This window comes from Rhizobium sp. 'Codium 1', from assembly GCF_020889605.1.
Classification (GTDB): domain Bacteria; phylum Pseudomonadota; class Alphaproteobacteria; order Rhizobiales; family Rhizobiaceae; genus Allorhizobium; species Allorhizobium algae.
Genome location: NZ_JAJGPW010000001.1, coordinates 87699 through 106736 on the forward strand (window position 1 = coordinate 87699; position 19038 = coordinate 106736).

Consider the following 19038-nt stretch of genomic DNA (forward strand, 5'->3'; position numbering starts at 1 on the left):
GATAAGGGGTGAGTCCGGCGGGCTTGCCCCTTTTTCGTTGCGCGCCTACATGCAAGAGCCAGTGCCCAAGGAGACATGCATGACCCAGGACCTTCTCTCCCTCTTCGACTGCGACGAAGTTACGCTGACGCGGCGCGTCGCGGATGCGCTTGATGGTGCGGATGACGGGGAGCTCTTCGTCGAGCATGCCCAGGCGGAATCGCTGACCTTCGACAATGGTCGCCTCAAGGGAGGCTCCTTCAACACGGACCAGGGTTTCGGACTTCGTGCCGTGGCCGGTGAGGCCGTGGGCTATGCCCATGCCGGCGAATTGTCGCTGTCCGCCCTCTCCCGTGCAGCGGATGCCGTCGGTGCCGTGACCCATGGCCATTCCGGCTCCTATGCCGCAGCACCGCAGCGGACGAATTCCAAACTCTATGGCGACGGCAATCCGATCGGCTCGCCCAGTTTCGAGGAGAAGGTGAAGCTGCTTTCGGAGATCGATGCCTATCTGCGCGACAAGGATCCCAAGGTACGTCAGGTGACGGCAACGGTCGGTGCAAGCTGGCAGGTGGTGGAAATCCTCCGCGCCGACGGGCACCGGGTGCGCGACATCAGGCCGATGACCCGGATCAACATCTCCGTCATCACCGGTGACGGCGACCGGCAGGAAAGCGGCTCCTTCGGGGTCGGCGGCCGCATGGGCTTCAATGATTTCCTGACGCAAGAGAGCTGGCAGCGCGGGGCCGACGAGGCGCTGCGCCAGGCACTGGTCAATCTCGAAGCCCAGGAAGCGCCTGCCGGCACGATGGACATCGTGCTCGGCAATGGCTGGCCGGGCGTCATGCTGCACGAGGCCGTCGGGCACGGACTGGAAGGCGACTTCAACCGCAAGAAGACCTCCGCCTTTGCCGGGTTGTTGGGCGAGATGGTGGCAGCCCCCGGCGTTACCGTCGTCGACGACGGTACGATCAACGACCGGCGCGGTTCGATCACCATCGACGACGAAGGCACGCCATCGGCCTATAATGTGCTGATCGAAAACGGAAAGCTGGTCGGTTACATGCAAGACCGGCAGAACGCGCGCTTGATGGGCATGAAGGCGACCGGCAATGGCCGCCGCCAGGGCTATGCCCACCAGCCGATGCCGCGCATGACCAACACCTACATGCTCTCGGGCGACAAGAGCCCGGAAGAAATCATCTCCTCGGTGAAAAAGGGCATCTACGCCGTCTCCTTCGGGGGCGGCCAGGTGGACATTACATCGGGAAAATTCGTCTTCGGCTGCACCGAGGCCTATCTCATCGAGAACGGCCGTATCGGCGCTCCGGTCAAGGGCGCCATGCTGATCGGCAACGGGCCGGACGCGATGCGCCGGATCTCGATGGTCGGCAATGACTCGAAGCTCGACACCGGCATCGGCAATTGCGGCAAGGCCGGCCAGTGGGTGCCCGTCGGCGTCGGTCAGCCGCATCTGCGGATGGACCAGATCACGGTGGGCGGCACCAAGGCCTGAGGGCGAACGCGCTCGTCCCGGGAGACGCCGTCGGCGACTGGCGGACGAGCCGCGGCTTTTGATCGGTTTCGATATCGCCTACTGACGGCCCTTCGGGCGCGGACTAAACCTGTGCCGAGGGTCGATGACATCCTGACTCGCCTCGCGGCGGCGGGATGTTGCGTCTGTCCTGCGACGCAATTGATTACCCGCGCGCCGGCATCAGCACGCAGTCATAGCGCTGGCGCACGAGCTTGTCGCAGGCGGCGCGGGCTTCTTCCTTGGTCTCGAAACCGGTGAAGCGGGCGCGGTAGAAGGTGGTGCCATTGCGGGTGACCATTTCGGTATAGGTGTCGAGATCCTGCAACGGGCTGCCGACCTTCTGTCGGGCCTGCGAGAGAAGATCCATGGCGGCCTGGGCCGACGTGGCGGCGGCGATCTGGATCTGCCAGTGGCGTTTGGCGGTAATCTGAGGCGCGCTCGCCGTCTGCTGGGGATCGACCGGGGCGAAGCGGGTTGCGGGGTTGGCGACCAGTTCTGCAGAGGAAACCGTCGATGCCGCATAGGCCGATGCCGTGCCGGGCGTCGACACGCCGGTGGCGCCGGCCATGCCCTGTACGGCCGCAAGTGCGGACTGGCGCGAGGCCGGAACCGGCACCTCGTCGCCGAGGCGGGCCAGATCCATCTGCACGCCGGTGGAGCGCGAGACCAGCAATTGATGGCCGGACGAGGCCTTCTTGATATTGGCGTCGATCAGACGCTCCATGATCTTGTCGCGGCTTGCTGCCGTGCGGCCACCCAGGACCACGCCGATCACCCGACGGCCATCATGTTCGACAGCGCTGACGAGGTTGAAGCCCGAGGCATTGGTATAGCCCGTCTTGATGCCGTCCATGCCCTTGTAGCGATACATGAGATTGTTGTGGCCGGTGATCGTCTTGCCGCGGAACTTGAAGCTCTTCGTCGCGAAAAGCGCGTAGTCCTCCGGAAAGTCCCGCATGAGGGCGACACCAAGGGTCGACATGTCGCGGGCCGTGGTGAACTGCTGGTCATGCGGGAGGCCAGACGCGTTGAAGAAGGTGGTGTTCATCATGCCGAGCGCGCGGGCCTTGCGCGTCATCAGGGCTGCAAAACCGTCTTCGCTGCCACCGATCTTCTCGCCCACTGCGGCTGCCGCATCATTGGCCGACTTGACGATCATGGCGAGCACGGCTTCGCGCACCGTGATCGAATCGCCTGCCTTGACGAAGAGCTTGGTCGGCGGGCGCGAGGCGGCATGTTTCGAAAAGGGAACCGGGCTGTCCCAGCTGAGCTTGCCGGCCTTGATCGCGTCCAGGACCATATAGACCGACATCATCTTGGTCAGCGATGCCGGATGATTGAGTTCGTCGGGGTTTTCGGATGCCAGAACCTCGCCGGTTCGGGCATCGAGGAGAAGCTGGGCACTGCCGGCATGGGCTGTTGTCGACAGGGAGAGGATCGCAACGCAAAACGATAACGCGATCAGCAACTTGCTCATGAAAACTCCAATGCGGCCCGGATTTCAATGCTGACAGGGGCTGGCGGAATTCGATCGATCCGCCGTCCTGAGCCCGAGCCCCTATGGCATGAATGGGGCGACAATCAGCCGATCGGAATCAAATGCAACCATCAGTCCACAGAAGGTCGCCCGATTATGGTGAAGGCGAGGTTAATTCACGGGGCAAAAGCTCGCAGTGTCCCCTTCCCCGCCCGCCGGAATGCCTGGCCAGAACCGCCAGCCCGGTGCGCGGGCGACGACTGCGATCGTCAGATCAAATTTTTGGCGGCGCCATGGCTTTACCTCAACTTCGGTTGAGGTTGTAGCGTGAACGGAAATCGCATTTTATCCGCATCCCGCAGAAAGAGTTCCTTCATGACCGATACCGCGACCGAGAGCCTCGCCGTCACGCCCGCAATTGCCGCAGACGGCACGGGGGGAGTGGATTCAGCGGCCGTGGACGCCGGAGGCTGGCTCGATCTTTTGCAGCCCGCCCATCTCGCCACGACCCTGATGCTCAGCATGGGGGTGGCGCTCTTCGCGTTCAACGGCTTCTTCGTCTCGACGGTCCTGCCGAGCGCGATCGCGGAGATCGGCGGCGGCCACCTTATCGCCTGGTCGGTTTCGCTCTATCTCATCGGCTCGATCATCGCCGGGGTGACGGCTGCCCAGCTGAAGCAGCGCTTCGGCGCGCGCCTTGTGCTGGTCGTGGCGACGCTCCTCTTCATCGCCGGCACGATCGTTGCCGCCATGGCGACATCGATGGAGCAGGTGCTCCTGGGGCGCGTCGGACAGGGGCTTGGTGAAGGCGTCGTTGCGGCGATCTGTTATGCGCTGATCCCGGCACTCTTTCCTGCCAGGCTGGTGCCCAAGGTTTTCGGCGTGGAGGCCCTGGTCTGGACCTGTGCCTCCTTTGGCGGGCCATTTGCGGCCGGCTGGATGGCCGAGAGCTTCTCCTGGCGTATGGCCTTCCTGATCAATGTGCCCCTCGGTCTGCTTTTCATCCTGCTTGCCCTCTTTACGGCAACGCGGCGCGAAAGGGTTTTCGAGGGTTCGAGCATACCGGTTTCACCGCTCGTCCTATTGTCGCTCGGCATGCTGATGGTGCTGTCCTCGGGCGTCGTTGGACAGGCCCCGATATCAGCGGCGCTTGTGTTGCTCGGCCTTGCCCTGCTCGGCTTCAGTGTGGTCAAGGACCGGGCGTCCGCGTCCAGCCTGATGCCGCACAGCGCCTTTGGCTTCCATTCCACCGTCGGCACCGGCCTCTGGCTGGTGCTGCTGATGCCGGTCGCCCAGGCGACAAGCAGCGTCTACTTCGTCTTCGGCCTGCAACACGGTTTCGGCTTCGGCCCGATGGCGGCCGGCGGCCTGGGGGCTGTCATGGCGATGAGCTGGAGCCTCGTCGCCGTCCTGATCGCCCATATCGGGGCGGGGTCGGCGCGGCGGCGGGCGATCGAGGCGGGTCCCGCCCTGCAATGCGGCGGGATGATCCTCGTGGCACTCGGATTTCATCAGGGATCGCTGGCGCTCCTGATTGCCGGGCAGGTCGTGGTGGGTGCGGCTTTCGGCGCAAGCTGGGCGTTCCTCAGCCAGATGCTGATGGAGGCGAGCGCGGCGGAGGAGCGTGACAAGACTTCGGGGTTGATCCCGACGCTGCAATCGGCAGGTTTTGCGATCGGGGCCGCCTTTGCAGGACTGGCCGGCAACAGTCTCGGCCTGGCGGAGACATCAGGCAACGAGACGACCAACTCCGCATTTGCCGCGACCTTCCTGATCCCGGTGCTGTGGACGGTGCCGGCCGTGCTGCTTGCCAGGCGCTCCACCCGGCTTGCCAGGGAGGTTTCGCGGCTTTCCGCATAAATTGAGGTGAAGTGTTGAACCTCGCTTAAGGGTTCGGGGCTAGCCTTCCGGCCATTGTGACGAATGGAATTTCAGGCAGGCTATGGCGGTGCGGATCAAACAGAGGCTGAAACGGACGGTGATCAGCGCCGGGCTGGAGGCATCCTTCCTCCTGTCGCGGCTCGGACTGGCCGGCGGCCTGAAAGGGCGTGGCGTGATCTTCACGCTGCATCATGTTCGACCGGAAAACGCAGCCGATTTCGATCCAAACCGGCATTTGGCCATCACCCCCGAATTTCTCGATGCGGCGATCCGGACGCTTGCCAAGCGTGGCTATCGCTTCCTGCGGCTGGAAGACGTACCGGCAGCCCTTGCCGAACCGGAGGGTTCGGCGCCGTTCGCAGTCTTCACCCTGGATGACGGCTTCCGCAACAATCGCGACCATGCCTTGCCCGTCTTCGAGCGTCATGGCGTTCCCTTCACCATATTCGTCTGCAAGGGACTTTCGGAGCGCAGCCACAGCATGTGGTGGGAGACACTGGCAGCTCTCATTGCGGCCCGGAGCCGCGTGGCGCTTTGCCTGCCGGCCGACAGGATAGACATGGATTGCGGCACCACACGCGCCAAGACCGAAGCTTTCGAGGCCGTGGCGCGTTGCCTGATGGCCGGAGACGAGGCCAAAAGCATCGCGCAACTCGACATGGCGGCCAATGCCGCAGGCATCAATCCGCATGCGCTGGTCTCCGAAGCCGTCATGGATCGCGACGAACTGACGGCGCTCGCCCGCCATCCGCTTGTCTCCTACGGCGCCCACACGGTCAGCCACCGTGGCCTTGCCGACCTGAACAACGACGAACTGCTGCAGGAATATACCGAGAGCGCCGATTATGTGGCCCAGATCACCGGCAACCGTCCGGTGGTCTTCGCCTATCCCTATGGCGACGCCCGCAGCGCCACGGTCCGCACGGCAGGTTATGCCGACTGGGCGGGCTTCAAGCTCTCGGTGACGACGCGGCCGGGCACGCTGACACCGGCCTCGCTGCAGACGCCGCAGCTCCTGCCCCGGATCTCCCTCAACGGCCTCTACCAGAAGCGTCGCTATGTGGAGGCACTTGCCTCCGGCCTGCCGTCAAGGCTTGCCGGCGGCTGAGGCCCCTGCCCGATCAGGGATACATCCGAAGCTTCGACCAGCCCTCCCCGTCACGCCGAAACTCTATGCGGTCGTGCAGCCGGAATTTGCGGTCGTGCCAGAACTCGATCGAGCGCGGCATGATGCGGAAGCCCGACCAATGCGGCGGACGGGGCACGTTTCCGAGCGCATATTTCGCGGTATATTCGGCGACCGCCTTTTCCAGCGCAAAGCGCCCTTCGAGCGGTCGGGACTGTTTCGACGCCCAGGCGCCGATTCGGCTGCCGAGCGGGCGGGACTGGTAATATTCGTCAGCCTCGGCATCGGAAACGACCTCGACCTCCCCCCTCAGGCGGATCTGCCGGCGCAGGGATTTCCAGTGAAAACACATGGCCGCCTTTTTCTGGCCGAGAATTTCCTGTCCCTTCTGGCTCTCGAAATTCGTATAGAACACAAAGCCTCTGACATCGAACCCCTTGAGAAGCACCATACGCACATTCGGCAGACCATCCGCATCCACGGTGGCCAGCGCCACCGCATTGGGATCATTGATCTCCGCGGCTTCGGCATCCTTCAGCCAGGTGGCGAAAAGGGCAAAGGGTTCGCTCTCTTCGGTGAAGTCACCAGTTGTTAACCCGATATCTGACATATTGTGTAAAATGCTCCCGATATGCATATTGGCCGCCGATGACGAAGCACTGGATCGTAGGCCCCTTGGAAGACATAGCAAAGTCGGTCGAGCGTACAAAGGGTTGGTGCATGCGTAGAAGCTCGATCTTGCTGGTCATCGCTGCGACACTTCCGCTCAGTGGATGCTTCGGCTCAAGCATGGACCTGTTCGGTTCCGACACCGTCGACAATTCGATCTCCACCGCAACCGTCAGCAAGGCCGGCAATCCGACCAGTCACTCCGACGAGTTGACCGTGCAGAGTGCCGTTTCTTCGGCCGATCTTTCCAAGACCGATGGCAAGCCCCTTCCCTGGGCCAATGCGACGACCGGCAGCGCCGGCGTCGTGACGGCGATCCAAGAGGAGAAGGGCAATGGCGTGATCTGCCGCAACTTCTCGACCACACGCCATTCATACGAAGGCATCGCCTATTTCTCGGGCAAGACCTGCACGGCAGGAACCGGCAACTGGCAGCTGATGAATTTCGACCGCCAATCGTAAATGCCGGGTCCATTTCGGTCGCATTCGAAAGATTTGCTTAAGCAAACTCGAAGAAATAGGCCTCCGCGCCACCCCAATACGTAACGTTCGATTAGCAGTTCCTGTGCGACCCTTCCCGAGATTGCAGCTCCCGGCCTCGCATGAATGCGGCCGGATGACAAAAATTTTCGCGGACGGGGCGCCATGAGCAGGCCTTGCCGCATGAGGTGTGTTGGTGTCCTCGATGCGTGATTTCTATTCGATTCTCGGCGTGAAGCGCGATGCCGGCGCTGACGAAATCAAATCGGCCTGGCGCACGAAGGCAAAATCCGTGCATCCGGACCAGAACCGGGACGACCCGCACGCGCATAACCGTTTTGCGGAAATCGGCCGCGCCTATGAAGTGCTGAAGGACCCGGCCAAGCGAAGCCGGTATGACCAACAACGCATGAAGGTCGAAGCCTTGGAACGCGAACAGACGATCATGCAGCAGCGCAATGCGGCGCGCGAGGCCGCTGAAAAGGCGAAGCAGGCCAGGGCGAATGCCGAACGCGTGCTTGAGGAACTGGCGCGGGCCGAAGCCGAGAAGGCCAAGGCAGATGCCGCCCAGGCGGCCAAGATGAAGGCAGCCCAGCAGCAGACCGCTGAAGCCAAGCCCCAGCAACAGGCGGGCGCGAAGGCGGAGACCGCAACGGCTGATGCTGGCGACAAGCCCGCCTCCGCCGGAAGCGCTGCGGGATCGGCTGCCTCTGCCGGTGGCACCGCATCGGCAAAGCCCGAGGGGCCCGAAGAGACCGTCTCGCGCATCTTCGGCGACAGCCCGGAGGCTGCGGCCGCCGCCGAAAACCTGCGCCGCGAGAAGGAAGCCGCAGATCTGGCAGAGGGCATCCCACTCAAGCCGGCCGCCTCGCCACTGCTCGCCCCGATCGAACTTTTCAGCTCGCTGGTCCGGCGCCTGCGCGGCGCGCCCCCCGCCCTGCCGGAAAAAGCCCCCGACATCTTTGCAGAGGCCGTGGCCACGATTGCCGATCTCCTCGAGCAGAAATCCGTGTCGCTGATGCTGAACGATGGACGCGAAGTTCGCGTGCCGCTCGAAGGCGTGACGGAAGGCCATGTCGTGCGCCTGAAGGCCCAGGGCCTGAAGTTCCAGGGATTGCAGCGTGGCGACGTGCTCGTGACCGTCCGCGTGCTCAAGGCCGAACGGTTTATCGTCGACCAATTCGACCTTCGCACCGTCCTGCCAATCACGCTTGAAAACGCCGTCCTCGGCTGCGAGACGCAGATCGAAGGACCTGACGGCACTATGGTGCAGCTCACTGTGCCGGCCTGGTCGAACTCCGATCAGGTGATCCGCATCGATGAGCTCGGCCTGCCGAACAGCGAAGGCGGACGCGGCGCACTCGTCGTCGAGCTTCGCGTCATGCTGTGGGAAAAGCCGGACGAAAAGGTAACGGACCTCATGCGCCTGATGCGCGAGGGGCTGTACATCTAGCCGGGTTCTCGATTGCCTCGACCAGGGCTTTTGCGCCTGACATGCGAGGCATTTCCAACGACATGGCGATTGTCGAGGGACCGACCGACGGATGTCGGGCTGCAATCTTGAACCATGGAACAGCCTATGCCATAGGCTCGTCAAACGAATGTCTCAAAGGATCCCGATATGGTTCAAGGTTCCGGCCTCATGGCAGGCAAGCGCGGCGTCATCATGGGTGTCGCCAATAACCGCTCGATCGCGTGGGGTATCGCGAAGGCCTGTCGCGACCAGGGCGCCGAGATTGCGCTGACCTGGCAGGGTGACGCTCTGAAGAAGCGTGTCGAGCCGTTGGCAAAAGAGCTCGATGCCTTCCTCGCCGGCGATTGCGACGTGACCAACCTCGAGAGCATCGACGCCGTCTTTACCAATATCGAGGCTCACTGGGGCAAAATCGACTTCGTCGTGCATGCCATCGCCTTTTCCGACAAGGACGAGTTGACCGGCCGCTACATCGAGACGAGCCGCGACAACTTCGCCCGTACCATGGACATCTCCGTCTATTCGTTCACGGCCGTTGCCGCCCGCGCCGAGAAGATCATGAACGATGGCGGCTCGCTTTTGACGCTGACATATTATGGTGCCGAGAAGGTCATGCCGCATTACAACGTCATGGGTGTCGCCAAGGCCGCGCTCGAGGCATCCGTGCGGTATCTCGCCGTCGACATGGGCGGGCGCGGGATCCGCGTCAACGCGATTTCGGCCGGCCCGATCAAGACGCTCGCGGCTTCCGGCATCGGCGACTTCCGCTATATCCTCAAGTGGAACGAGTATCACTCGCCGCTGAAGCGCAATGTGACGACAGACGAGGTCGGCACCTCGGGCATGTATCTGCTGTCGGACCTGTCTACCGGCGTCTCGGGCGAAGTGCATCACGTCGATTGCGGCTATCACACCGTCGGCATGAAGTCGGTGGATGCGCCCGACATCGTCCTCGGCAAGGACTGACACCGGAGACTGCGCCGTGCTTATCTACATGATCCGTCACGGCCAAACCGACTGGAATGCCGAAGGCCGCATGCAGGGCCAGAAGGATATCGGCCTCAACGAGATCGGCCGTCAGCAGGCATCAAACAACGGGCGCAAGCTCGCCAAGATCCTCGGCGCCCATGCCGGGGATTTCGACTTTGTCAGTTCGCCGCTCGGGCGCACGCGCGACACGATGCAACGCGCGCGGACCGCCATGGGCCTGCCACCTGGCGAATACCGGCTCGACGAGCGGCTCAAGGAACTTTCCTTCGGTGACTGGGAAGGATCAACGCTACCGGAACTGGCCGAGGTATCACCCGAGCGCGTCGCCGAACGGGCGCGGCAGAAGTGGGGCTTCATTCCCCCTGGTGAAGACGCCGAAAGCTATGAAATCCTGTCCTGGCGGATCGGTGCGTGGCTGAAATCGGTCGAGCGCCCAACCGTGTGCGTGAGCCATGGCGGGGTCATCAGAAGCTGCTTTCGCCTCATTGGCGAGGTCAGTGAAGACGAGGCCTGCGAGATGAACATTCCGCAGGACCAGATCCTGAAAATCGACCGGGATCAGAAGCAGATCAGCTGGCTCTGAACGCAGGCGCGCCCGCTTAACTTCGAATGCGACATCGCGTTACGGCAAGACTTCCAGATCGTCGACGACGCGCTTTCCGTCCACTTCCGTGTAGAAGACGATGACCTTCTGGCCCGGTTCCAGGCCTTCGAAGTTGAATTCCGCCGGCACGGCATAGGTCTTGCCGTCGTCGAGCACCAGGCTCATGCCATCGATGTTCACATTCTGGATGGTCGCCTCGACATCGGCACTGCCGGCGAGGACCGCGACGGGCGACAGGAAGCTTGCCGTTGCAAGAAGCAAGGATATCAAGACACGCATCTGAACCACCTTCGACCAAATCACTGCTGAAAACCTCTCCAAACTAGCCTCCCGAATGTGGCGGAATTCGCCCGCCATGATGACAATTCGATGAGAATGTGGACCCGAATGCCAGCGAGGATCAAGCCGCAAAGAGAGGTTATCCTTGACCCAATTCGGTTGTATCTCCTGGTCAAGACACACGTCGAGCAAAGCAAAGGTGAGGCGAAATGCCTTCCCCTCCCGAAATTTTAAATTAACCGGCAGCCCATAGACTTAGCCGAGTTGATGATCAGGGGATAATTACATTTGCGCGACTTGACGAGGATCCTGCGTGCCGAGAGCAAATGGGGCAGGGGCACGCTCTGGCTTATCGGAGGCGCCTTGCTCAGTGTCGTGATCGTTTCCACGGGGCTGATGATCGACAGGCAGACGGCAATTGCCGAGCGCGGTCGCATTGAACATGCCGTGCTCGACCGCCTGCGGCACGTCAAGTCTCAGATCGAGGCGCAGATCCTGCGTGACACGGATCTGGCACTCTCCATTGCCGACGATATTGCCGACGACAGCATGATCTCGCCACCCGAAGTCAACCGGATGATCGCGCGCGCGCTGAAGGACAATTCGCATATCCGCTCCATCCGCTTCGAGCCCCTGAAAGATCCCGGCCGCATGGCCTTCGCGCCGGCGCTCGACCAGAACGAACGGACATTCGTCATCGACACTCCTGTCCCGCCCCTGCCCTGGCAGGCACAAAAGGAGTGGCTTTCCCTCATCGTCACAATCGACGGCAACCGCTTCTTCGACGATCACAAACTCCTGTTGGACGACGATTTTCGGGAGCATGCAGAATACGAGCATACAGAACACGACCATACGAAGCTCGCGGTGACACTGCCTTCGGCCAGCGGCGGAAACCTCGTCTTCGGGGATCCGTCGACCTTCGACGACATGCCGGTGACGCTCGCTGTCACCGAAGGTGGTCTGGACTTCCAGATCTTCGGCGTTCCGGCCAATGGCTGGGATGCGACGATGAACCGGATGTTGCCGAGCCGCCTGCTGGTGCTGGCGGGTGTCGTCGCGATGATGATCTCGGTGCTGCTCGCCATCTACCTGCTCAGCGAGCGCAACCTGAACATCGCACGGCTGCGGGCCCGCGAACAACGTCTGCTCGAATTGTCGGAACGCTTCCATCTGGCGCTCGAGACCTCCAATACCGGCATATGGGAAATCGACCCCGTCACCCACGCGCTGATCTGGGACAACCGCAGCGCCGGCTTGCATGGCCTGCCTGAAAGCCTCGCCGATGACGAAGACAGGCTTGCCGATTGGTTCGCTTCGCTGCATGCCGATGACATCGGCAAGGGCGAGCAACTCTATTTCGACTGCGTCGTCGCGGCCACAGCCGACCGGTGGGACATCAGCTACCGGGTCCCTCTATCCGACAAGAGCTTTCGCTATCTCCGTTCCGTCGGCGCACGCACCCTTGATGGCAGCATCACCGGGATCGTCTGCGATGTAACCACCGATACGCTGATGACCCAGTCGCTCAGCCGGGCGAAGGAAAACAGCGACATCAAGAATGCCGAACTCGAACTCGCACTCGAGGAACTCTCGAGCCGCGAGCACCAGCTGGCCGAGGCCTCGCAGAGGCTGGATCTTGCCCTCGGCTCCTATAATTGCGGCACCTGGGAGGGCGATCCCGTGACCCAGACCGCGATCTGGGACGAGCGCATGCATCAGCTGTATGGCGTACCCTTCACCGACAAGGCGGTGAACGAACATGTCTGGCTTTCCCGCCTTCACCCCGACGAGCGCCGCGACATCCAGCTCGCCACAAAACGGGCCGTGACACTCGACCAGATCATCAACACGACCCAACGGGTGGTGCTGCAGAATGGCGAGATGCGCTACATCCGCTCCGTCGGCCAGCCGCATGTCGGCCGCGACGGCAAAAAGAAGCTTATCGGCATCGCCTTCGACGTGACGGCAGATGCGCTGCTCGCCGAGCAGCTGCGCAGCGCCAAGGCGGAAACCGATATGCGCAATATCGAGTTGGAGCTCGCCAAGAACCGTATCGAATTCAACGCTCTGCACGATCCTCTCACCTCGCTCGCCAACAGGCGCAAGCTCGATCTCGAGCTTGACAAGCTGGGGCGCAGCGGCGAGCGGCCGACGACCAAATTCGCCATCCTCCACTTGGATCTCGACCGGTTCAAGGAAATCAACGACACGCTCGGCCACGCAGCCGGAGACGCGATGCTGGTGCATGCCTCGCGCATCCTGATGAAACACGTACCGCGCGGCGATCTCGTCGCGCGCATCGGCGGTGACGAATTCGTCGTTCTGGCCCGCCGCCAGACCACCGTCGAGGAACTGGCGACACTTGCCGGCAAGATCATCGAGGAGATGCGCCTGCCGCTCGACTTCGAAGGCTTCGATTGCCGCTGCGGCGTGTCGATCGGGATCGCACAGGCGCAAGGACCTGCGCCCGATGCGCGCAAGGTGCTGATCAACGCCGACATCGCGCTTTACCAGGCCAAGGAGAAGGGCCGGAACTGCCACGAATTCTTCACGCCCGACTTGCAGGCCAATATCGTCGCCAAGAAACGCATGGCCGACGACATTCTCGCCGGCTTCGACCGGGACGAATTCGTCGTCTACTACCAGCCGCAATTCGAAGCTTCAAACATGCAGCTCTGCGGCGCAGAAGCGCTGATCCGCTGGCGCCACCCCGATCGCGGCATTCTCGCTTCCGGAAGCTTCCTCAAGGTTGCCGAAGATCTGAACGTCATGGCCCGGATCGACGAACTGGTGCTGCAGACAGCGCTCAAGGACCAGATGCGCTGGACGGCGCTGGGCATGCAGGTGCCACGCATCTCCGTCAATGTCTCGTCCAAGCGACTGCACGACGACAATCTGATCGAACAGCTGAAGGGTCTTGCGATATCGCCCGGCTCGATCTGTTTCGAACTGGTGGAATCGATCTTCCTCGACGATAGCGACACGCTGGCCTCGGACAATATCGAGAAGATCAAGGCGCTCGGCATCGACATCGAAATCGACGATTTCGGCACCGGTCACACCTCGATCGTCAGTCTGTTGAAGTTGAAGCCGAAGCGGCTGAAGATCGACCGCCAGCTGGTAATGCCGGTCACGGTGCAGCCTCAGGAACGCAGCCTGGTGCGCAACATTGTCGAGATCGCCCGCTCGCTCGGCATCGAGACCGTGGCAGAAGGCGTGGAAACGCAGGAACATGCCGGCATTCTGCGCCAGCTCGGCTGCGACTATCTGCAGGGTTATGCCTTTGCCAAGCCGCTCTCCTTCGAGGATTTCACCCGCTTCGTCGATCGCCTGCCGCAACGCAAGGCCTCGTGAGCGGCAGGAGGACAGAGATCATCGCACCTTCGGTGACACTGTGTTGTCGCAAAACAGCGGCGCCAAGCGCAAAAGCGCTTCACAGAAAATGCCGATTTGCTCTATGAGTGACGCCATCCAAGGCAGGTCCAGACGGGAGACGTTCCCGATGGCGAGAATGGGACGGTAAGTCAGGCATGTCGCACAACACCTTCGGTCATCTCTTCCGCGTCACCACCTGGGGCGAAAGCCACGGACCGGCGCTCGGCGCGGTCGTCGACGGCTGCCCTGCGGGTGTTCGGTTTCGGCCCGAAGACCTGCAGGTCTTCATGGACAAGCGCAAGCCCGGCCAGTCACGCTTCGTGACCCAGCGGCGCGAGGACGACATCGTGAAAGTGCTCTCCGGCGTCATGCCACAGGAAGACGGCTCGATGATCACGACAGGCACGCCGGTGTCGCTGTTCATCGAGAATACCGACCAGCGCTCGAAGGATTACGGCGACATTGCCAAGCGCTATCGTCCCGGCCATGCCGATTATACCTATGACCTGAAATACGGGATCCGCGACTATCGCGGCGGCGGCCGCTCCTCGGCGCGCGAGACGGCTGCCCGTGTCGCGGCCGGTGCACTCGCACGCCTTGCCATGCCTGGCGTCACCATTCGTGGTGCACTGGTGCAGATCGGCACGCACAAGATCAATCGCGACAACTGGGACTGGACCCAGGTCGATCAGAACCCGTTCTTCTGCCCCGACGCCGCGATGGTGCCCGTATTCGAGGACTATCTGGATGGCATCCGCAAAGCCGGATCCTCCGTCGGCGCCGTGATCGAGATCGTGGCTGAAGGCGTGCCGGCCGGGATCGGGGCACCCGTCTATGGCAAGCTCGATCAGGACATCGCCTCAGGCCTGATGTCGATCAATGCGGTCAAGGGTGTCGAGGTCGGCAACGGCTTTGAGGCTGCCGAGATCACTGGCGAGGAGAATGCCGACGAGATGCGGATCGGGGCCGATGGCAAGCCGGTCTTCCTGTCGAACCATGCCGGCGGCGTGCTGGGCGGAATCTCGACCGGCGAGCCGATCGTCGCGCGCTTCGCCATCAAGCCGACCTCGTCGATCCTGACGGAGAAGCGCTCGATCGATTCCGATGGCAAGGAGGTGGACGTGCGCACCAAGGGCCGGCACGACCCATGCGTCGGGATTCGCGCAGTGCCCGTCGGCGAGGCGATGCTTGCCTGCATCATTCTCGATCATATTCTGAGAGACCGTGGCCAGAACGGCCGCACAAGGTGAGGACGATCCCATGAGCTATGACCAGAAGCGTGTCGTGGAGGCAATCCGGGCCTTCGAAGCCGGCGAAATCGTCGTGGTCATGGATGACGACGACCGCGAAAACGAAGGCGACCTGATCGTCGCTGCCGTCCACTGCACCGCCGAGAAAATGGCCTTCATCGTGCGTCACACATCGGGCATCGTCTGCGCGCCTATGCCGAAGGAGGAGGCCAGGCGTCTCAATCTGTCGGCCATGGTCGCCGAAAACGACAGCGCGCATACCACGGCCTTCACTGTTTCAGTCGATTTCAAGCATGGCACGACGACCGGCATTTCGGCGGATGACCGGACGCTGACGGTCCGCAATCTCGCCAACCCGAATGTCGGCGCGAGCGACTTCGTCCGTCCCGGCCATATTTTTCCGCTCGTGTCGCGCGAAGGCGGCGTCCTGATGCGGTCTGGCCATACGGAAGCGGCCGTCGATCTGTGCAACATGGCGAACCTGCCCCCGATCGGGGTGATCTCCGAACTCGTCAATGACGACGGCACCGTGATGCGCGGTCCGCAGGTTTCTGCCTTCGCCGAGAGCCACGGCCTGAAACAGGTCTCCGTTGCCGATCTCATCGCCTATCGCCAGCGCAAGGAGACGCTGATCCAGCTGGTCTCCAAATTCGATGTGCAGACACCCTATGGCCCTGCCAAGGCCCATGCCTATTCCCTGCCCTGGGATCCGATGCAGCATGTGGCACTCGTATTCGGCGACATCAGGGACGGCGAGGACATTCCGGTGCGGCTGCATCTCGAAGATGTCGGCCGCGACGTCTTCGGCACCGATCGCCAGATCGACGGCTTCATGAAGCGGATCTCGGAAATGGGTCGCGGCGTCATCGTCTATCTGCGCGAGGGATCGGTCGGCGTCGGCGTTTCCACCACCGCGCGCACTGGCAAACACGATCGCGAGGCGCATCAGGAGGCCCAGGTACGCGACAGCGAATGGCTGGAAATCGGACTGGGCGCGCAGATCCTCAAGGATCTCGGCGTCACCTCGATCCGCCTCTATTCCTCGCGTGAACGCCACTATGTCGGGCTGGAAGGGTTTGGCATCCGAATTGCCGCGACCGAGATTGTGTAGAATATTTTCCCGGATGGGTTGCGAAAATTTACTTTCGATTAATCAAGACCGGCGATAGTCGCGGATGTAATCATCATCCGTTCATGTGCGGTGTTCATGCCAAGTCTACTTACCAATACGGCCGCCATTTCGGCACTGGCCAACCTGCGCCAAATTTCGCATGAACTCGGGATCAATCAACGCCAGGTCTCCTCCGGCCTGCGGGTGCAGCAAGCTTCTGACGATGCCGCCTATTGGTCCATCGGCACGACGATGCGGTCGGACAATCAAGCACTTGCAGCGGTTGAAGACGCCCTGGGACTGGGTGCCGCAGCTGTCGACACAGCCTATGCCGGCATGAGTTCGGCCATCGAAGTCGTACAGGAGATCAAGGCAAAGCTGGTTACAGCGCGGGAAGAAAGCGTCGACAAACTGAAGATCAACGAGGAGCTCGATCAGCTCAAGGAGCAGATCTATTCCATTGTCGAATCGGCGAGCTTCTCCGGGCAGAACTGGCTCCACAGGATCGACGCAGCAGACGACGCGGACAAGCAGATCGTGGGCTCGTTTACCCGGAGCGGCAATTCGGTCTCCCTGCAAAATCTCTCTTACGGGATGAGCAATCAGTGGGGTACCAACCATCTGATTGATGAGAACTACCACAACGGCATCCTGACCAATGTCGAATTCGCACGCGACCTCGGCACGGCAACCGAGTGGGTGCTGCTGAGCGGCAAGAACCATGACATACATGAAGACATGATCCTTACAGCCGATACCTCCGCGCAGGATATCGACGAGATGGTCAGTGTCCTGGAAATGATGCTCGGCGCGATGGCCGATGCAGGCGCCAAACTGGGTGCGATTTCCCAGCGGATCGAGATGCAGACAGAGTTCGTTCAGGTGCTGCAAGATGCCGTCGACCGCGGTATTGGGCGCCTGGTCGATGCGGATTTGCAGGAGGCCGCCACGCGGTCGAAGGCACTCGAAGTCCAGCAGCAGCTGGCGACACAGTCACTTTCCATCGCCAATTCGGAACCTGACATCCTGCTGCGCCTGTTCCAGTGACGGGGCTTTCCTGGACGATGCAGTCCGCAGCAATTCCGGATGAACTCAGCCTGCAAGCGGCCCCTCAACCATCGGCACCGGTTTTCCCTTCCATGTGAGCCGCCAGACGTCGCCCTGGCGCACCGACTGGACGGCGGCGGGGCGCAGGATGGCAAGACAGGTGCCGCCAGTGTGGCGGACCGACGGATAGATGATGCCGTTCAACCCGGCACGTCGTGCTTCGAGCCCGAGGCGATTGCCCTCTGGGTACCCGGCCGCCTTGTCGGGCGCGAGGGCCGGATGATGTGGCTGGATCCTCAGGTCGAGGAAGTCGCCCGACAAACTGCAGAGCATTTCCGCATAATCGGCCACCGCTTCAAAAACGCCTGTGCGTGACAGGAATTCCGTCATGTGAAAGGCGATTTCGGCAAGGCATGTCTCGACGCCGAGCGCGGCATACCAGGCGCCACGCGTCTCACCGTTGAAGCGATTGGGTTCGCGCGGTTTGGCATAGGCGAAGCTGGCATTGATGAAATGGGCATGCGGCACGTCATAGACGAGCTCATTGGCCGCGAGGCCGGAGATGCCGGTGGACTGAGCCTGAATGCGGGTCGACGTTGCCGCCTCGATTTCGGCCAGTTCCGCGAGCTCATCCGCGTTGTCGGCAAGCGGCGCGAGCACGGCTTGCCGCAGCCGCGCGGTCGAGACGAGGCGCACCGTCTTGGGATAGGCGAGCGTGCTCACCGGAACGCCGGCGACTTCCAAGTCAGAGCCCCCCGCGCACGGCGTCGAGATAGCGACGGACCTCTAGCATATGCGGAATGCCGCCCTCGATCATGGCGGTGACCGGCGTGCGGCGGTCGAAAAGCGGGCCTGTGTTTTCGAGCATCGGCCAGCGGTCGGCCATGGCATCGACGAAGAGCAGATGCAGCGCCTTGTAGATGCCTGTCAGGGCCGAAATGCGGGTCATCTGATCCTGGCTCAGCGTCTTCGTCACACTTTCCGGCTTCAGCCGCTCCCAGGTACTGACGGAGACCCCGAGCAGGGCTGCCGCCTGCTGGCCGGTCAGGTTCCAATGGGTCACGATGCGGCGATAAGCCTTCAGTGCTGTCGCCGACAGCCGTTTGCGATCGCCCTCCTCGGAGAAGCCGGGGGACGGTTGAGTGCGGGTCGAGGTTCGTTCGGCGGCGCTGCGCACGTTTGAACTCCTTCAAATGACGTTAGGATTATAGGTCATTTGACGTTTTGCGCAATGTTAGCGCGGCGCTGTGGCCCGCAGTGGCGGCAACATTCCATGCCACGGGCCTCGGGACGCATGCCGATCGGGTTCAGACTACCTTTCGCGCCATGCCGACCGAGCGGGGTGCGGTCTCGTCGAAACCGAACTGGGCGTAGAGGCGGTTGGCCGGAACGTCAGCGATCAGGCTGACATAGGCGGTCTTCGGCAGGGTCGCGATGAAGTCGGAGAGTGCCGTCATGATCAGCTTGGCAAGTCCCCTGCCCTGATGATCCGGCAAAATGGCGATGTCGGTCACCTGGAAGAAACAGCCGCCATCGCCGATGATCCGGCCCATGCCAACCGTCTCGTCGCCCAGCATCAGGCTGACGCCGAAGATGGAATTCGGCAGGCCTTTTTCGGCGGCTTCCCGGGAAAAGGGCGTGAGGCCGGATTCGAGCCGCAGGCGCATGTAATCGTCGATCGCAGGCACGCGCGGATCGATGCGGTAGGCGCTGTTGTCGGTCACGTCCCAGGTCCTTCTCTTTGGAATATACAGTC

17 protein-coding genes are annotated in these 19038 nt (G+C 62.0%); 11 read left to right on the forward strand and 6 right to left on the reverse strand.

Annotated features, from left to right (window positions below; all coding sequences use genetic code 11):
• The first annotated feature begins 79 nt into the window (after positions 1-79).
• Positions 80-1495, forward strand: a complete 1416-nt coding sequence (gene tldD, locus LJE98_RS00410) for a metalloprotease TldD (protein WP_229572761.1) — start codon at positions 80-82, stop codon at positions 1493-1495.
• A gap of 184 nt (positions 1496-1679) precedes the next feature.
• On the opposite strand, the gene LJE98_RS00415 is transcribed toward tldD, so the two are convergent.
• On the reverse strand, positions 1680-2993 hold the full coding sequence (locus tag LJE98_RS00415; protein ID WP_229572762.1) for a serine hydrolase: 1314 nt from the start codon (positions 2991-2993) through the stop codon (positions 1680-1682).
• A 375-nt stretch (positions 2994-3368) separates the two neighbouring features.
• Here LJE98_RS00415 and LJE98_RS00420 point away from each other — a divergent pair, with 375 nt between their 5' ends.
• Entirely contained in the window at positions 3369-4853 is a 1485-nt protein-coding gene (locus tag LJE98_RS00420) for an MFS transporter (RefSeq protein ID WP_229572763.1), read from the forward strand.
• An 82-nt stretch (positions 4854-4935) separates the two neighbouring features.
• Positions 4936-5982 carry a polysaccharide deacetylase family protein gene (locus LJE98_RS00425; protein WP_229572764.1) on the forward strand — a complete coding sequence of 349 codons (1047 nt, stop codon included), beginning with the start codon at positions 4936-4938 and terminating at the stop codon, positions 5980-5982.
• 13 nt (positions 5983-5995) lie between these two features.
• On the opposite strand, the gene pdxH is transcribed toward LJE98_RS00425, so the two are convergent.
• Positions 5996-6610, reverse strand: a complete 615-nt coding sequence (gene pdxH, locus LJE98_RS00430) for a pyridoxamine 5'-phosphate oxidase (RefSeq protein ID WP_229572765.1) — start codon at positions 6608-6610, stop codon at positions 5996-5998.
• 65 nt (positions 6611-6675) lie between these two features.
• Here pdxH and LJE98_RS00435 point away from each other — a divergent pair, with 65 nt between their 5' ends.
• The 4 genes from LJE98_RS00435 to LJE98_RS00450 all read left to right on the forward strand — a co-directional run bounded on the left by LJE98_RS00435 (position 6676) and on the right by LJE98_RS00450 (position 10196).
• A complete protein-coding gene (locus LJE98_RS00435) occupies positions 6676-7131 on the forward strand; it encodes an RT0821/Lpp0805 family surface protein (RefSeq protein ID WP_370660313.1) in 456 nt (151 codons plus the stop codon).
• 223 nt (positions 7132-7354) lie between these two features.
• Positions 7355-8602, forward strand: a complete 1248-nt coding sequence (locus LJE98_RS00440) for a DnaJ domain-containing protein (RefSeq protein ID WP_229572767.1) — start codon at positions 7355-7357, stop codon at positions 8600-8602.
• A 168-nt stretch (positions 8603-8770) separates the two neighbouring features.
• Entirely contained in the window at positions 8771-9589 is an 819-nt protein-coding gene (gene fabI / locus LJE98_RS00445) for an enoyl-ACP reductase FabI (RefSeq protein WP_229572768.1), read from the forward strand.
• A 16-nt stretch (positions 9590-9605) separates the two neighbouring features.
• A complete protein-coding gene (locus tag LJE98_RS00450) occupies positions 9606-10196 on the forward strand; it encodes a histidine phosphatase family protein (RefSeq protein WP_229572769.1) in 591 nt (196 codons plus the stop codon).
• A 39-nt stretch (positions 10197-10235) separates the two neighbouring features.
• On the opposite strand, the gene LJE98_RS00455 is transcribed toward LJE98_RS00450, so the two are convergent.
• Complete coding sequence (locus LJE98_RS00455) at positions 10236-10496, reverse strand: DUF1344 domain-containing protein (RefSeq protein WP_229572770.1); 261 nt, start codon at positions 10494-10496, stop codon at positions 10236-10238.
• A gap of 288 nt (positions 10497-10784) precedes the next feature.
• Between LJE98_RS00455 and LJE98_RS00460 the strand changes: the two genes are divergently transcribed.
• From LJE98_RS00460 to LJE98_RS00475, 4 genes are all read left to right on the forward strand, one after another.
• Positions 10785-13853 carry an EAL domain-containing protein gene (locus tag LJE98_RS00460; RefSeq protein WP_229572771.1) on the forward strand — a complete coding sequence of 1023 codons (3069 nt, stop codon included), beginning with the start codon at positions 10785-10787 and terminating at the stop codon, positions 13851-13853.
• Between the two features lie 176 nt (positions 13854-14029).
• The gene (gene aroC, locus LJE98_RS00465; protein WP_229572772.1) at positions 14030-15124 is read left to right on the forward strand and encodes a chorismate synthase; all 1095 of its coding nucleotides are present in this window, start codon (positions 14030-14032) and stop codon (positions 15122-15124) included.
• 10 nt (positions 15125-15134) lie between these two features.
• On the forward strand, positions 15135-16235 hold the full coding sequence (gene ribB / locus LJE98_RS00470) for a 3,4-dihydroxy-2-butanone-4-phosphate synthase (protein WP_229572773.1): 1101 nt from the start codon (positions 15135-15137) through the stop codon (positions 16233-16235).
• A gap of 96 nt (positions 16236-16331) precedes the next feature.
• A complete protein-coding gene (locus LJE98_RS00475) occupies positions 16332-17282 on the forward strand; it encodes a flagellin (RefSeq protein ID WP_229572774.1) in 951 nt (316 codons plus the stop codon).
• Positions 17283-17327: 45 nt separating this feature from the next.
• Here the strand turns inward: LJE98_RS00475 and LJE98_RS00480 are convergent, their stop codons facing one another.
• From LJE98_RS00480 to LJE98_RS00490, 3 genes are all read right to left on the reverse strand, one after another.
• On the reverse strand, positions 17328-18026 hold the full coding sequence (locus LJE98_RS00480) for an RES family NAD+ phosphorylase (RefSeq protein WP_229572775.1): 699 nt from the start codon (positions 18024-18026) through the stop codon (positions 17328-17330).
• 1 nt (position 18027) lies between these two features.
• Positions 18028-18459: an antitoxin Xre-like helix-turn-helix domain-containing protein gene (locus LJE98_RS00485; RefSeq protein WP_229572776.1), complete on the reverse strand. Its 432-nt coding sequence runs from the start codon at positions 18457-18459 to the stop codon at positions 18028-18030.
• 130 nt (positions 18460-18589) lie between these two features.
• The gene (locus tag LJE98_RS00490; RefSeq protein ID WP_267498936.1) at positions 18590-18949 is read right to left on the reverse strand and encodes a GNAT family N-acetyltransferase; all 360 of its coding nucleotides are present in this window, start codon (positions 18947-18949) and stop codon (positions 18590-18592) included.
• Between the last annotated feature and the right edge of the window lie 89 nt (positions 18950-19038).